This window comes from Streptomyces sp. NPDC052101, from assembly GCF_040680235.1.
GTDB lineage: Bacteria > Actinomycetota > Actinomycetes > Streptomycetales > Streptomycetaceae > Streptomyces.
Genome location: NZ_JBFAWH010000019.1, coordinates 137,260 through 151,173 on the forward strand (window position 1 = coordinate 137,260; position 13,914 = coordinate 151,173).

Sequence of the window (13,914 nt, forward strand, 5' to 3'; positions counted from 1 at the left end):
CCCCCCCGTACGACGCCGCCCCGCCTCCGGCTGTGTAGGCCTGTACGGACCTTGAGCAGTGGCTGCAGCGAGCACCGCCAATCCTACAACCGCCCTTGGCTGCGGGGCAGTTGAAGTGCCACACGAGCAACCGGCTGATCATTTCAGAATGAGGTGCGGAGGCATCTCAAGACGGCGTCGTCCACCGATGCCCCGGCGGCGGAGCCGGCCGCCGACCGGTTGGCGGCGGACCGCCATGCCGAGTTGGCGCCTACCACCAGACCCCGACTCGCAGGGCCGCCCAGGTGGTGGGGTCCACGATCCCGTCGGGGGTGAGGCCGGCATGCTGTTGGACCACCGTGACCGCGTGTACGGACTTGGGGCCGTAGATGCCGTCGATGGGGAGAGGCGGGCGGTAACTGGTGTTGGTGTTGATCAGGCACTGTACTTGGGCTACCCGCCGGTCCGGGTAGGTCTTTCCGGGCTGCACCGGACCAGTCCCGGAGTAGTAGGTGCAGGTGACGGGACTTGTGGCAGCTGCGGCGGGCATCGGGGCTGGTGCGGCCGCGGATGGTTGCGCGGCGGCAGTTCCGCCGACGAGAAGCAGCACGGTCAGGGACAGCAGGGCGTGTCGCTGTGAGGCCATGATCCGACTCCTGTCTTGAGAGCATCGCGGTCGAAGGAATGAGGACAAGCGGCTCGGACCGGGGCGGTGCCGGTGCGCATTCCGCTCCTGCGGTGGGTGAACACCGCCGTACATCGTGATCACCTTCGGGACCGCCGCCCGCGACTCGAACTGTGGAGGCCCCCGGCGGACACGACCGTCCGGGGGCCTCTGGGTGGTGTGGTGTCCGATCAGAAGTACGACGGGACGTACTTGTAGCAGTAGTTGGTGCCGCCGTAGTAGGAGTCGCCGTCGAGCAGCAACCAGCCACCCGTGCCCTTGCCCACGATGCCGTCCTTGGCGAGGCTGTGGCCGGACACGCCCTGGTACCAGGTGACCCAGCTCTTGGTGTTCGGACCCCACACCCCGTCTTCGGCGAGCGGGCGTCCCTTGCCCTTGTCCGATGCGACGTCGTTGACGAGGTGCTGGACGCACCACACGCCGTGGCTGTTGTTGGAATAGCCGTCGCCGATGTAGCCGGCAGACGGGGACGCCTGGGCCTGAGTGAGGGCGCAGGCCGTGAAGAGTGCGGTCGCGGCGGTGACACCCGCCGCCCTGGCTATGGCTGTCAGTCGCATGGAGAGATTCCCTTCTTCCCCGATGTCGCTGATGTTGGTGATGTCGCTGATGGCGACGTGCGTGTGCCGAACGGCCACACGAGGACGAGTTCGTGACTCCCTGGCGCGGTCTTCGCCACCCACCCCCGTCGGGTAGCGAGGCCGACGCCCGCCCCATCCCTTCCGGTTGATCGGCCGGACAAGCCACGAGGCCCCGCCGTGCCGCCTCACCTCGACTTTTCCGCCCGGGGAATTGAATGGGGAGCCGGTTCCGCCACTCTGATCAATGGCCGTATCGCAGGTCGCAGGGCTCAGCGGGCGACATTGACCAAACCCGGGTGCCTCTGGTTTGCCGTTCTGCCACGGGCGGGTCTAGCGTCGCGGACCACAGCGCCGCGTCCACGGGGAGGCGGACGGCGTAGGGGAGCTGTCGATGGCGGGGCGTCGGGAAAGCCCGTTGGATCCGAGTGCCGGGCCGGTCGCACGGTTCGCGTTCGAGTTACGCAAACTCCGGGCGGAGGCCGGGAGTCCGACGTATCGGGTGATGGCGCAGCGGACCGGTCAGGGGGCGAGCACGCTGTCGCAGGCCGCCGCCGGTGAGCAACTCCCTACGCTGCCGGTCGTTCTCGCCTATGTCCGCGCTTGCGGCGGCGAAGAGACGCAGTGGGAGGCGCGGTGGAGTGAGGCGGCCAGGGAGGCAGCCGCCGAGCCGCGCACGGAGGACGGGGATGTTGAGCCGCCCTACCGTGGCCTTGCCCGGTTCGAGCCGGGGGACCGGGACCTGTTCTTCGGCAGGGACGCGCTGGTTGCCGAACTGGCCGCGCTGCTGAACACCCACCGCTTGGTTGCCGTGGTCGGGGCATCGGGCAGCGGAAAGTCCTCGCTGCTGCGCGCCGGCCTCATCCCGCGCCTGCGCACCCCCGACCCTGCCGGTCGTCGGCCGGCCGCCATTCGTATCCTCACCCCTGGGCCGCATCCGGTCGCCACGCACGCCGATGTGGTGACACCGCGCGAGGCTGAAGGCGACACGGTGGTCGTGGTCGACCAGTTCGAGGAGCTGTACACGCTGTGCCAGGATCCAGCAGAGCGCGCGGCATTCATCGACCTGCTGGTGACCGCCGTCAAGCCGGACAGCGGTCTGCGTGTCGTGATCGCCGTGCGGGCGGACTTCTTCGCCCGCTTCGCGGAACACCAGCACCTCGCCGAAGCGTCGCGGCGGGCCACGCTTCTGGTGGGGCCCATGAGCCCGGCCGAGTTACGGGAAGCAATCGTCAAACCGGCCGCGGCTGCGGGATTGATCGTGCAACGTGAGCTGACTGCGAGAATCGTCGACGACATCGTCGATCAACCCGGCGGGTTGCCGCTGATGTCCCACGCGCTCCTGCAGACCTGGTATCGCCGCAGAGGCCGTGCGTTGACGGTGGAGACGTATCAGGCCACGGGCGGTATCCAAGGCGCGATCGCCAAGAGCGCCGAGCAGGTGTACGCGGCGCTCTCGGCCACGGAGGCCGCAGCCGCGCGTCGGATCCTGCTGCGGCTGATCTCGCCCGGGTCCTGCGCACCGCCGCGGGACGGAGCAGCCCCTGATACCCGCAGCCCCACCGACCGTGCCGAGCTGGATACCGACTCCCCTGAGGCCAGGCACGTTCTTGCGCAACTGGTGCGGGTACGCCTGCTCACCCTCGATGGCGACACGGTCGACCTGGCCCACGAAGCACTGATCACGGCTTGGCCCCGGCTCCAGCTCTGGGTCGAGGAGGCCCGCGACCGGCTGCGTGTCCACCATCAGCTCACCGAAGCTGCCCGCACATGGAAGGCCCTCGGCCAGGACCCTGGCGCCCTGTATCGCGGCACACGGCTGGCCGCGGCCGAGGAGTGCTTCGCCGGGCGTCGCGCGGACCTGATCCCAGTCGAGCGTGCCTTCCTCGACGCCAGCATCGCCGCACGCGAGCAGGAACAGCGCGTGGCGTCGCGAACGGCCCGGCGGCTTCGGCGACTGCGGGTGGCCGTCTCCGTGATCGCGGCCCTGGCGATGGTGGCCGGCCTGGTGGTGTGGCAGCGGGACCGCATGGAGCAACGGCGCCTCGCCGACGCGGCATCCCGGCGCGTCGCGGCGCTGGCGGAAAGCATGCGATACGCCGACCCGCCCACCGCTTTACGCCTCAGCGTCGCCGCATGGCGCATCAGCCCCACACTGGAAGCCAAGGCGGCTCTCCTGGGCGCTTCCACCCAGCCCGAGCAAGATGCCTTCGCCGAACCGGCCGAACCAGCCGAGCCAGGTGCGGCCGGCAAAGACGCCTCGGCCCCTGTCTTCCTGAGCACCGACGGCAGCACACTGGTGACGGGCGGCACGGGACGCGCACAGTTGTGGGACCTGACCACCCGCCGCCTGCTGCGGACGCTGTCCGTCGACAGGAACGACCGCTTGATGGAGGCGTCCCCCGACGCGCGGCGTTTGCTGTTCCGTGCCTCGGACACGTGGGAGGTACGCGACGCCGCCTCGGGCGCGTCAACCCGGTTACCGCTCCCGTCGTCCGCCGGAATAGTGTCCTTCGGTCCGACCGAGGACACATTTCTTGTCTCCGACGAAGACGGCCGCTTTGCCAAGCTGTGGCATCTGCCGGGTCATCACCGAGTCCCGGTGGCTCCCGAGCACACGGAACAGCAGCGAGGGACGGAATGTGCCCGGACCGGTGACCTGCTTGTGTGGGACGGCGACAGCGAACGTCGACTGGGCAGCGGGGGACCGTTGGCCTCCGCTGTGCGACTGGCCTGCGGCCCACACGGCGACACAGCCAGGCCGTACCCGCTGCACATGGATGAGCGGCACCTCCTCATCGTCACTGACAACGGGATACACATCTGGAACCTGCGTACGGGGAAGGAGGGCCCGTCCATCCCTGCCACGGCACCCACCTGTGTGTCCGTCACCCCCGACGGCCGGTTTCTCGCTGTCGCAGACAACAGGTCCCTTGCTCTGTGGCGGCTCGACAGCCCCGCCGGACCGGTCTTCCGGTATCCCCTGCAGGGCCGCCCCGTCGGGGGAGTGAGCCTCGACCCGAACCGAAAACTGATCCGCTACATCGAAGAGGGTTCCTGGACCGCCGCGCCCGTCATCCGGTCTCTCTACGTCGGGGACGCCCTGGACTCTGATTGGCGGACCGACGGAATCGAGCAGCCGCCTCCCGCCACCGATCCCGGCCATCCCATCAGAGGCCAGATCACGGCCATGGACGAGGCTCCCGGTGACGGCGGCCGGGTGGCGACCGGCGACGACGCGGGGTGGGTGACCCTGTGGGACCGGACGGTCAAGCACCGGTTCGGCATGTTCGATGCCGTGCCCACATATACGCAGGACGGCAAACTCCAGCCGGTCTCCGCTCTCGCCTACTCACCGGACGGCCGCATTCTGGCTGCCGCCGGCGGCAGCAGTGTCCGGTTGTGGGACGCGGCGACATTCCGTCCGCTGGGGACCAGCCTGCTCACGGCGGGGGACGACGTGCTCTCCGTGGCCTTCAATCATGCCGGGACGGCCGTCATCGTTCACGGCGCCCATACGCTGCCACGCGCCTACCCGATATCACCGCGGCTGGCCGCCGTATCCGTGTGCGCCCGTGCGGGCTCCGGCCTGAGCCCCGCCGCCTGGAAGACATTCATTCCGGATGTCTCCTACCGGCATACCTGCTGACCAGCCGTCCGCCTACGGCCGGGGCGACGGGGTGGTGATGCTCTTGGTGAGCCGGGTGTACTGGGCCCGGGCGAGTGTGGTCAGTCCTGCCCTGTCAGCTGTGGCGTGAGAGTAGTAGTGCATGTGCACCGCGATGTCGTCGACGGTGAACCGGGCCTGCATGATGATGTCCCCGTAGCGGTTCTTCGAGTTGGCGGTGAGGACGTAGCCGTCCGGCACTCCCGCCAGTGCGGAAGCGGACGACTCTGTGCTCGCGGAGACTGAGCCGATGTAGTGACGGGCTTCCGTGGAGCCGCGGAACTTGATCAGGACGATTTCCGCCCCGGTGCCGTCTGCCGCGTCCCAGTTGGTCTCAGCGGCATAGGTGAAGCCTTGTTTTTGGAGGTCGTCCTTCTCAGTGTTCACGGACTTCGCCACGAACAGTCCGCGCACGAACTGGTCGAGGTCGAGGATGGCGCGGGGTGGCAGTCCGTTGGTGCGATCCGGCTTGGACCCGGCGGGAGCCGGGAGCAGTTCGTCCTTCAGCTGCGCTGCGGCCGTTGTCTCCTCGTGCACCGCGGTCGGCGGCGTCGCCTTGGACGACGGCGAGTGCTCCGAGCCCCGGCCGACCGCAGCCTTCGCAGTCGGGGCACCTCCGCCATGCCCCCGCCGCACGCTGTCACACCGATGGCCATCAAAGCCATGGCCGCCAGATGTCTTCGCCCGATGACCCTGCTCATGATCCTTTCCCTGTCCGCGTGGTGACGAGGAACCATACGACAGGCCATCAGGTGCGTTCACATCAAGGTGCGTGCCGGTGTCTACTGACCATCAGGCCATGACCGGCTGTACTTCCTGGGCCGCCCGTGCGTCGTAGGCGTCGCGGGCGTCCAGGACGGCGTTGATGTTGTCCTCGGACCAGGCGCGGATCGCGTGCATCAGCGCGGTGACGCTCTCGCCCAGCTCGGTGGCCGCGTATTCGACCTTTGGCGGAATGGTCGGGTAGACCGTGCGGGTGACCAGGCCGTCCCGCTCCAGGGCACGCAGGGTCTGGGTGAGCATCTTCTGTGTGATGCCGTCCAGGCGGCGCCGCAGTTCGCCGAAGCGCAGCGGGCCGCCGGAGAGCGCCCCCATGACCAGCATGGTCCACTTGTTGGCGAGTACGTCCAGGATCTGGCGCGAGGGGCAGGCAGCCAGATAAGCATCCGCGCCACCGTAGAACCGCAGGTTGTCAGTAGTACCCATGAGGTACCTATATACCTTTGAAGTGCCTTCTGTTCAACAGGTACCACCCTGCCGAAGGATTAGGGACATCCCGAACGACTTCCCGAACAGGAGTACATGACGATGCGTGCGATCACCCAGAAGACCTTCGGCGGCCCCGAGGTGCTGGAGCTTGTCGACGACGCGCCCAAGCCGACGCCTGGACCGACGCAGGTACTCGTCCGAGTCAGGGCGACCAGCGTCAACCCCGTGGAACTGTTCGTCCGCTCCGGCGCCTTCCCGCTGCTGGGCGAGCCGCCTTTCGTCCTGGGATGGGACGTCTCCGGGGTGGTCGAGCAGGTCGATCCGGGTGTGCACCGGTTCCAGGTCGGCGACGAGGTCTATGGGATGCCGTACTTCCCGGCCGCGGCCGGTGCGAACGCGGAGTACCTGGTCGCCCCCGCCCGGCAGTTGGCTCGCAAGCCAGCGGGGATCAGCCACGAGGAGGCCGCGGCACTGCCGCTGGTCGGACTGACCGCCTGGCACGCACTGGTGGAGATCGCGCAGCTGAGGCCGGGACAAAGGGTACTGATCCACGGCGCGGGCGGCGGGCTCGGGCACGTCGCGGTACAGCTGGCCAAGCACCTCGGCGCAGAGGTGATCGGCACGGCGAGCGCGTCCAAGCACGACTTCCTGCGCGGGTTGGGCGCGGACCAGCTGGTCGACTACCGGACCCAGGACTACACCGAGGTGCTCCGGGACGCGCCGGTGGACGTGGTGCTGGAGACCCTGGGCGGCGGGAACGCCGAGCGTTCCTTCGGCGTGCTGCGGCAGGGTGGTGTGCTGGTGACGGCGGTGGAGCGGCTCAGCACCACCCTGCCCGAGCTGGCGGAGCGGTCCGGCGTACGCTTCGCAGCGGTCGGCGTGGAGCCGGACCCGGCCGGCCTGGAGGCACTGGCCGAACTGGTCGAGGCGGGGAAGCTTCGGGTGCACCTGCAGCAGGTGTTCCCGCTGGAGAAGGTGTCAGAGGCGCACGAGGTGCTGGCAGCCGGCAATGTGCAGGGCAAGCTTGCGATCACGGTCTGAAAGGATCGCGTGAGGTGTGACCGGGCAGCGGCGTCCTCCCGCCGCAGCAGGCACGAGTCCGCCTACCTGGACCGGACCTTGGGGTGCACGCCATCGGCCCGCACGGACACCTAGTCGCGGTCCGACGGGTCCCGCCCCCCTGGAACGCGTAACCGATCGTTCGTCAGTCGAAGACCAAAGGGCCGACCTCCTGTTGTGCGAGATCGATCAGGAGGCTCAGCCCCTGGCTCTGCAAGAGCGCCTCGGGATCTCCCTGGGCGTCAGGGTTGTAGTCGGGATGCCGGACGGTCTCGCCAAGGGCTCCCGTGAGCGCCTCCTCATCGTCAGCAGCCAGAGCACAGGCCAACGCCAAGGTGGCCGCCCGCGGGCTCTCCGGCCACACAGCAGCCAGGCTTGCGATCCGCGAGACGACAGCAGTCCCGGCGCAGGCGGCCGCCAGCACGGCAAGCGCGAACTGCATCACCTCGGGCTCCTCGTCCCATTGCGCAAGCAAGCGGGGAGCTTGCTCTCGAACGGCTTCTCGGACCGCTCGCTGGCTGGCGGTCTGCCGCCGCAGCACGGCCTCGATACTGACGAACCCGTGCGGGTCCAGCGCCTCTTCACGCAGCGCGGCCGTCGCCGCTTCGGCCAGCGTCACCGTCAGTGCGGCACGGACAGCGGCAGACGCCCGACCGTCTACGACCACGTCCGCCAGGAGCACCGCCGCACCTGCAGTGGCAGTGTCGAGTGCGTGGGCATGAAGCAACGGGTCGAAGAGGTCGCCGAGGAGTTCTGAGTCGTCGGCGAAGACGTCCATCTCCTCATCCAGCCACTGCATCATCGAGGCTGGAACAGGAAGATCTGCGGCAAGCCTCCGCGAAATGGCAATACGCAACCGGTCCAGAAGCGGGGCCGCCGTCTTGCCGGGCTCATCACCGGCCAAAGCCGGCGGCGAGCTGAAGCGCAGGGTGACATCGTCCATATGCGCGGAGCTTACGTGTCAGCGCATTCCCTCCCTTCACCGGCTGTGCCCACCGTGATCGACCGGCTGGCATCAACACGTCACCGTTGTCACCGCCGCTCAGGCTCTGCTCACCCTCATCTCAGGTGGTCAGCGATGGCGGCGGTAGTAGGAGACGGTCACCGCGGCAAGAAGCGGGCCCCACAGGACCAGCGGCTGGTAGAAGATGCCGACGACGGTGTGCCAGTGCCCGAGCATCGCTGGAGTCTCGTCGACGTTCCACCAGAACACGAGGTCGCTCCAGAGGCAGACGAGGGCCAGTGAGCCGAGGGCGGCGGGGATGACGGCGGCGAGCGGGTGAACGCGCCGGCCGCCGATGACGGGGATCCAGCGCGGCACCACCTCGCCCCAGGGCCGGACCAGGCCGAGCGTCAGCAGGGCGAAGGCCTCGGAAACCACGCTGAGCCCGATCACGTAGAACACACCCCAGCCGGGGATGTGGAAGTCATGGCGGAGCACCTGGTCGCTGTAGCCCACCGGAAGGCCGAGGGCCAGCGCGATCCGCCACAGCCCCGAGGGCACGGTGGTGAGGGCCGCGGCGTGTGCGGCTCGGATCGCCCAACGAGGCGCCGGAGCAGGGGTGTTCGGGAGAGTGGTCATGCGTCCAGGCTGGTCGATGGGCGGCAGCGTCACATCCTCCCGAAGGATCAAGGACGTCCCCCCTCGGGGGGAGGGCGGACTCATGATCAGGGCCCACCAGCGCTTCTCGGGCGTTGACACCCACGAACCGCACCGCAGGCCCTGCCCCCACCCATGCGTCCACCGCCCCGCGATCACCGGACCGGGACTCCCCTTCGATCCGCAACTCCCGTGATCGGTACGACAACGGCCGGCCGACGCAGTTGTCCGCTGCGTCAGCCCAGCAGTCCGGCCAGCACCGCCGTCGCCGCGCTCAGCAACTCCTCGGCGGCCGGGCCGCCCGCGGCGGTGCGGGCGAGCAGGCCCTCGCGTGCGGCCAGGATCACCTCGGCGGCCTGCTCGGCGGAGGCCCCGGGCGGTACCAGCTCTGGCAGGACCCGCGCCAGCAGCGCCGCCAGCGCCGCTGTCACCGTGCGGTCGTGTGCGGCTACCCGGTCGGCGAGTTCCGATGTACGGGCGGCCAGCAGACGGAACTCCAGGAAGAGCAGAATCCACCCGGTTTCGGCGGCCTCGACCCGCAGCAGTGCCTCGACCAGCCGCCGCGCCCGATCCTCGGGACCCAACTGTCCGGCCGCGGCGGCCAGGTGCTCCAGCTCGCTCATCCGCTCGGCCGCCTGCTCATCGAAGAGCGCCAGCAGCAGGTCCTCCTTGGTGGCGAAGTTCGAGTAGAAGGCCCCACGGGTGTAGCCGGCGGCGGTGCAGATGTCCTCGATGCTCGTCCGCGCGTATCCCGCGGACAGGAACAGCTCGCCCGCCGCAGAGAGGATGCGGGCTCTGGTGTGGACGCGGCGCCGAGGGGGCCGGGGCGCGGAGGGCCCGACCGGGGAGGAATTCACAGCACCACGATACATGGTGTATTCAATACAGGTCGTATTGAAACGGAGAGAGGACCACCGCCATGAGCCGACTGCTGATCACCGACGCCCACCTGCTCCACCCCGAGACCGGCACCCGTACCGACCCAGCCTGGATCGAGGTCGCCGACGGCCGGATCGCCGCCACCGGCACCGGCCGCCCACCCGGCGCCGGGCAGGACGTCCGGGTGCTCAGGGCGGCCGGCGCCACCGTGCTGCCCGGCCTGATCGACGCCCACGTCCACCTGCTGGTCACCTCTCTCGATCTGGCCGCCATCGCCTCCTGGACCCCCGGATACCTGACTGTCCGCGCCCTCGCGGAGGCGGAACGGATGCTGCGCCGCGGCTTCACCACCGTCCGGGACGTCGGCGGTGCCGACCACGGCATGGCCCGCGCCCTGGCCGAAGGGCTGGCACTCGGCCCGCGACTCGTCCACGGCGGAAAGGCGCTCTCCCAGACCGGCGGCCACGGCGACCTGCGCCCGCTCGGGGACGACTCGGCGCCCTGCTGCGAGAGCCGTCCCGACTTCGCCCGGATCGCGGACGGTGTCGACGCCGTCCGCACGGCGGCCCGGGACGAATTCCGCAAGGGCGCCGCCCATCTGAAGGTGCTCCTCTCCGGCGGGGTGGCCTCGCCGCACGACGAGATCGCGGCCGTCCAGTACAGCGAGGAGGAGATACGCGCCGCCGTGGAGGAGGCGGAGAACCACAATCGGTACGTCACCGCACACGCCTACCACCCGCGCGCCATCGATCGGGCCCTGCGGGCCGGCGTGCGCTGCGTCGAACACGGCAACCTGATCGACGACGCGACCATCGCCCTGCTGTTGGAGCGGGACGCCTTCCTGGTGCCGACCCTGGTCGCCTACGCGCAGACGGCGAAACTCAGCCGGCAGTCCGGCCTGCCGGAGTCGTCCTTCCGCAAACTCACCCAGGTCCGCGATCACGGGCTGGCCGCCCTGGAAAAGGCGCACCGCGCGGGCGTCAACCTGGTCTACGGCAGTGACCTGCTCGGACCGCTGCACTCAGCGCAGTTGGAGGAGTTCACGCTGCGCGCCGAGGTCCAGCCCGCTGCGGATGTGATCCGCTCCGCCACCAGCACAGCGGCCCGCCTGCTGCGGATGGAGGGCGAGATCGGCACCCTCGCGCCGGGCGCGCACGCCGACCTGCTCGTCGTGGACGGCGACCCGCTCGCAGACCTGACCGTCCTCACCCGTCCCGAGCGGCACCTGCGACACGTGGTCAAAGCCGGATCGGTCCTCTGAGAAGGCTTCCGCTCAAGGGGTGACGCAGCCGCAGCACTTCTCGAGCAGGGCGGCGCGCTGCTCGTTGCAGCGGGTTTCTTCGGCACGCACCGACTGGTTCGTGACCTTGAGCAGCCAGCAGCCAGCAGCCAGCAGCCAGCAGCCGTTCAGGCACGGGGTAGTCATGAGGTCACCGTCGTCCAACGCCGCTATCCTCGCCGGTCATGGGAGCACGAGCGCAGTACGTGGTGGTCGAGAACGGCGCCTGGCAGCGGTACTACTCACACTGGGCCGCCAACCGGGTCGTTGAGGATCTGCTGCCCGGTCCGGTCGCGGCGACACGCTGCTTCCGCGCCAACCAGGAGACCGATGCGTGGCTCGACGACGTGTGGTGCGAGGGCGCCGCACTCGTCGACCACGATCGCCGGATTCTGCTCTGGTTTGCCTTCGCGGACAGCTGGGCCGACTGCGTCGCCGCCCGCGCCGTACTGGCCCGGACATGGCCCGGTTGGGACGTCCGCTTCGCGCACGACGGCATGGGTGATCTGACCCACCACCTGGGCCTCGGCAGGGACCTGACCCGTGAACCGGGCTGGTTCGAGACCTTCGAGCCTTCCTGGTTCGCGGACACCGAGAACACCGAGCCCTGGTCCGTCGTCTCCCTGCGCCTGCCTGGCGGAAGCGTCCGCGCGTGGGGCAGCGGTGGGGAGCCCATCGGGCTCGTCGCCTGCGGCCCGGGCCTGATCGACCTGCTCGTCCCGTCGCCGACCACCCCTTCGCCCTCAGACATGCCGTACGGCGGCGTCCATTACGACCCGCAGGCCCGCACGGTCTCGCTCTGGACAGTGCAGCCCGCGGTCGGCATCCACAACTGGCCGTTGCCGGGCTGGGAGAACTGGGTCCTGGACTTCCGCGGCGACGACCACACCCAACAGGCCGGGCTGCTCCCCGCGGACTTCCCCTTCCCACAGACCTCGCTCGCGGCCGCACTGCGACAGCTCGGCGACGCCCTCGGCACCCCACCGCCCGACAACGGCGCGCTCCTTGCCCGCGCCGTTGCTACGCCTGGTCCGGAGGGCACCACCTCCGTGGTGAACCCCGCTGCGCAGGTGCCGCACGAGCCGGCCGATCCCACCCCGGCCGAACTGGCCGAGCTGCGCACGACGCTCGATGCGCTGGTCGCGGAGGCGGAGGTTGACTGACCACCACCTCAGGGCTCCCCGCGCCTGAAAGGTGAGTCGGCGGCTAGGGCAGACCACCACACCGGTCATGGGACAAGCGCCAATTGCTACGGATGGCTGGGGTCTTTATGCCGTCCAGACGCACGCCGAGCAGGACCAGTACGCACGAGCGCGCCTGGGCCGAGGCGGACCTTGGGGCGCACGCCGCCGGCGACAGGCCAGCCGCGGCGACCACGGCACGGGGCCGGTGGTGGTCGGTGCGGACCGCACGCCGCCGCCCCCGCTCGTCGGTCCCGGCAGCCGGCTCGGCCACCTTGCTTGCCACGGTGGCGAACGGGTCAGAGTCTGTCCGAGGGAACCTGGTAGGAACTGGTCCGGTAACGACTGCGGAATTCGGCCAGTAGCTCATCGGTCGCCTCGGCCCCGGCGCTCACGGCGGCATGGACGTCGCGGAAGTAGTTTTCGTAGCCGGCAGGGGTGTAGAGGCACAGAGCGCGTGCGGGAACCGCTCCTGCGTTGCGGAAGCCGTGCGGGGTGCCGCGGGTCGCGGCGAGCAGATCCCCGGGACCGGCCGTTACCTCGCCATCACCGGTGTGCAGCGTCAACTCGCCCTCCAGGATGTAGAAATACTCGTCGTGTCCTTCATGCACGTGTGGCCTGGCACCAATGGTGCCAGGGGCGAGGCTGAACTCCTCGAAGGCAAAGTGCCCGCCCGTGTGCTCGCCGGTGAGCCGGAAGAAGTGCGCGACACCGGCGACGTCTATGAGTTCACCGTCCCGCGTGCGACGCAGCAGTGGACGGGCGGGAATCCGGGACTGATCATTGGTCACGGGGGAATTCTGACGCAGGGCAGTGCCGCGCGGGCGCCAAAGCCACTGCAGAGTGATCAACGGCATTGTCTTCCGTCGCCGGACCGGAGGCGCGCTGACAACAAGGTCTTCGCGGCCGCCCGGCCGACATCGACGCGGAGGGCCGTATCGACTGGTTTGCCGGGGAAGGCGGACGTCGGCCCCTGGTCCTGCTGATCACGCCAGGCCAGTGGGGCGTTGCCCCGCAGCTCATCCCAGATCAAACACGCCATCCCCGCGCCAAAGAGCCAGCGGGCCAACCGCAAGCGCCATGGAAGCGATGGCGGGAGGCCTCACCGGCCCCGACAAGACGATCGGCAAGCGCAGGAACGAAGTCGAGCGGACTGTCAACGCCCCCAAGAACTTCCGGACCGTGGCCAGGCGATTCGACACATGTGCCTACGTCTTCCACGGCACCGTGACCGTCACAGCGATCCGGCTCTGGCTCCGGGCGTAGATCCATTATCCAGGTGCGGAGAGGTGCCTGTCACCCTTCCCCGGAATGATCTTTACGCCTGAAATGCGCCCTTAGAGGTCGTTTTCATCTGCAGTGTGGTAATGCATCCATGTTTGTGCGGGGCAGTGGTCTGGTGTTGATGAGGGTGCTGAGTCGGTCGTGTTTGTCGGTGCAGATGGTGTGACGGGCGGGGGTGGTGTTGGCTTGTGCCTGTCTCATCCCTGGACGCCCCTGTCTGTGCCGTGCTTCCGCGGGGCAGGATGCACGCCTGGGCGCACGCCCCCAACCGGCAGTACGTCCAGGTCATGACGGAACGTCGCGCGTACCCGAGTGATCTGTCCGATGCCCGCTGGGAGTTGATCGAGCCGGTGCTGTCCGCCTGGCGCTTCGAACGTCGGGGCCGGGCCCTGGACTTCGGTCGGCCACCTCGGCACGACCTGCGCGAGATCATGAACGCGATCCTGTACGTGGACCGCACGGGCTGCCAGTGGGCCTACCTCCCGCACGACTTCCCGCCCCACCAGACGGTCTACGG

Annotated in this window: 14 protein-coding genes and 1 pseudogene; 6 read left to right on the plus strand and 9 right to left on the minus strand. The window is 69.1% G+C overall.

Annotated features, from left to right (window positions below):
- Positions 1-250: 250 nt before the first annotated feature.
- Entirely contained in the window at positions 251-625 is a 375-nt protein-coding gene (locus AB0L75_RS29965; RefSeq protein WP_365187022.1) for a peptidoglycan-binding domain-containing protein, read from the minus strand.
- 209 nt (positions 626-834) lie between these two features.
- Positions 835-1,221: a hypothetical protein gene (locus tag AB0L75_RS29970; RefSeq protein ID WP_365187024.1), complete on the minus strand. Its 387-nt coding sequence runs from the start codon at positions 1,219-1,221 to the stop codon at positions 835-837.
- A 523-nt stretch (positions 1,222-1,744) separates the two neighbouring features.
- Between AB0L75_RS29970 and AB0L75_RS29975 the strand changes: the two genes are divergently transcribed.
- Positions 1,745-4,888 (plus strand): hypothetical protein, encoded by a 3,144-nt coding sequence (locus tag AB0L75_RS29975; RefSeq protein ID WP_365187027.1) that lies wholly within the window; start codon positions 1,745-1,747, stop codon positions 4,886-4,888.
- Between the two features lie 12 nt (positions 4,889-4,900).
- Here the strand turns inward: AB0L75_RS29975 and AB0L75_RS29980 are convergent, their stop codons facing one another.
- Together AB0L75_RS29980 and AB0L75_RS29985 are read right to left on the minus strand one after the other, a co-directional pair.
- Entirely contained in the window at positions 4,901-5,443 is a 543-nt protein-coding gene (locus AB0L75_RS29980; protein ID WP_365187030.1) for a hypothetical protein, read from the minus strand.
- 255 nt (positions 5,444-5,698) lie between these two features.
- Positions 5,699-6,112, minus strand: coding sequence for a helix-turn-helix domain-containing protein (locus AB0L75_RS29985; RefSeq protein ID WP_365187032.1), 414 nt, complete (start codon positions 6,110-6,112; stop codon positions 5,699-5,701).
- Positions 6,113-6,214: 102 nt separating this feature from the next.
- Between AB0L75_RS29985 and AB0L75_RS29990 the strand changes: the two genes are divergently transcribed.
- Entirely contained in the window at positions 6,215-7,156 is a 942-nt protein-coding gene (locus AB0L75_RS29990; RefSeq protein WP_365187034.1) for an NADP-dependent oxidoreductase, read from the plus strand.
- Between the two features lie 163 nt (positions 7,157-7,319).
- Here AB0L75_RS29990 and AB0L75_RS29995 read toward each other — a convergent pair whose 3' ends face one another.
- The 3 genes from AB0L75_RS29995 to AB0L75_RS30005 form a co-directional block, all read right to left on the minus strand.
- A complete protein-coding gene (locus AB0L75_RS29995; protein WP_365187037.1) occupies positions 7,320-8,117 on the minus strand; it encodes a hypothetical protein in 798 nt (265 codons plus the stop codon).
- A gap of 129 nt (positions 8,118-8,246) precedes the next feature.
- Positions 8,247-8,756, minus strand: coding sequence for a hypothetical protein (locus tag AB0L75_RS30000; RefSeq protein ID WP_365187039.1), 510 nt, complete (start codon positions 8,754-8,756; stop codon positions 8,247-8,249).
- Positions 8,757-9,010: 254 nt separating this feature from the next.
- Positions 9,011-9,631 (minus strand): TetR/AcrR family transcriptional regulator, encoded by a 621-nt coding sequence (locus AB0L75_RS30005; protein ID WP_365187042.1) that lies wholly within the window; start codon positions 9,629-9,631, stop codon positions 9,011-9,013.
- 62 nt (positions 9,632-9,693) lie between these two features.
- On the opposite strand from AB0L75_RS30005, the gene AB0L75_RS30010 reads away from it, so the two are divergent.
- Complete coding sequence (locus tag AB0L75_RS30010; protein ID WP_365187044.1) at positions 9,694-10,914, plus strand: amidohydrolase family protein; 1,221 nt, start codon at positions 9,694-9,696, stop codon at positions 10,912-10,914.
- A 12-nt stretch (positions 10,915-10,926) separates the two neighbouring features.
- Here the strand turns inward: AB0L75_RS30010 and AB0L75_RS30015 are convergent, their stop codons facing one another.
- Positions 10,927-11,079: a hypothetical protein gene (locus AB0L75_RS30015; protein ID WP_365187047.1), complete on the minus strand. Its 153-nt coding sequence runs from the start codon at positions 11,077-11,079 to the stop codon at positions 10,927-10,929.
- 38 nt (positions 11,080-11,117) lie between these two features.
- Between AB0L75_RS30015 and AB0L75_RS30020 the strand changes: the two genes are divergently transcribed.
- Positions 11,118-12,095, plus strand: a complete 978-nt coding sequence (locus AB0L75_RS30020) for a hypothetical protein (protein WP_365187049.1) — start codon at positions 11,118-11,120, stop codon at positions 12,093-12,095.
- A gap of 317 nt (positions 12,096-12,412) precedes the next feature.
- Here the strand turns inward: AB0L75_RS30020 and AB0L75_RS30025 are convergent, their stop codons facing one another.
- A complete protein-coding gene (locus AB0L75_RS30025; RefSeq protein WP_365187052.1) occupies positions 12,413-12,964 on the minus strand; it encodes a cupin domain-containing protein in 552 nt (183 codons plus the stop codon).
- Between the two features lie 98 nt (positions 12,965-13,062).
- Here AB0L75_RS30025 and AB0L75_RS30030 point away from each other — a divergent pair.
- A pseudogene (locus AB0L75_RS30030) lies at positions 13,063-13,379 on the plus strand (IS5/IS1182 family transposase); the annotation flags it as partial.
- 305 nt (positions 13,380-13,684) lie between these two features.
- The coding region (locus AB0L75_RS30035) for a transposase (protein WP_365187054.1) at positions 13,685-13,914 on the plus strand (230 nt) is incomplete at its 3' end.

What these genes read in the sequence shown, in the direction of transcription:
- AB0L75_RS29990 (WP_365187034.1), top strand. Translation starts at nt 6,215, where the DNA reads ATGCGTGCGATCACCCAGAAGACCTTCGGCGGCCCCGAGGTGCTGGAG.
- AB0L75_RS29975 (WP_365187027.1), top strand. Translation starts at nt 1,745, where the DNA reads ATGGCGCAGCGGACCGGTCAGGGGGCGAGCACGCTGTCGCAGGCCGCC.
- AB0L75_RS29970 (WP_365187024.1), bottom strand. Translation starts at nt 1,221, where the DNA reads ATGCGACTGACAGCCATAGCCAGGGCGGCGGGTGTCACCGCCGCGACC.
- AB0L75_RS30010 (WP_365187044.1), top strand. Translation starts at nt 9,694, where the DNA reads ATGAGCCGACTGCTGATCACCGACGCCCACCTGCTCCACCCCGAGACC.
- AB0L75_RS29985 (WP_365187032.1), bottom strand. Translation starts at nt 6,112, where the DNA reads ATGGGTACTACTGACAACCTGCGGTTCTACGGTGGCGCGGATGCTTAT.
- AB0L75_RS30020 (WP_365187049.1), top strand. Translation starts at nt 11,118, where the DNA reads ATGGGAGCACGAGCGCAGTACGTGGTGGTCGAGAACGGCGCCTGGCAG.
- AB0L75_RS29995 (WP_365187037.1), bottom strand. Translation starts at nt 8,117, where the DNA reads ATGGACGATGTCACCCTGCGCTTCAGCTCGCCGCCGGCTTTGGCCGGT.
- AB0L75_RS30000 (WP_365187039.1), bottom strand. Translation starts at nt 8,756, where the DNA reads ATGACCACTCTCCCGAACACCCCTGCTCCGGCGCCTCGTTGGGCGATC.
- AB0L75_RS30015 (WP_365187047.1), bottom strand. Translation starts at nt 11,079, where the DNA reads ATGACTACCCCGTGCCTGAACGGCTGCTGGCTGCTGGCTGCTGGCTGC.
- AB0L75_RS29965 (WP_365187022.1), bottom strand. Translation starts at nt 625, where the DNA reads ATGGCCTCACAGCGACACGCCCTGCTGTCCCTGACCGTGCTGCTTCTC.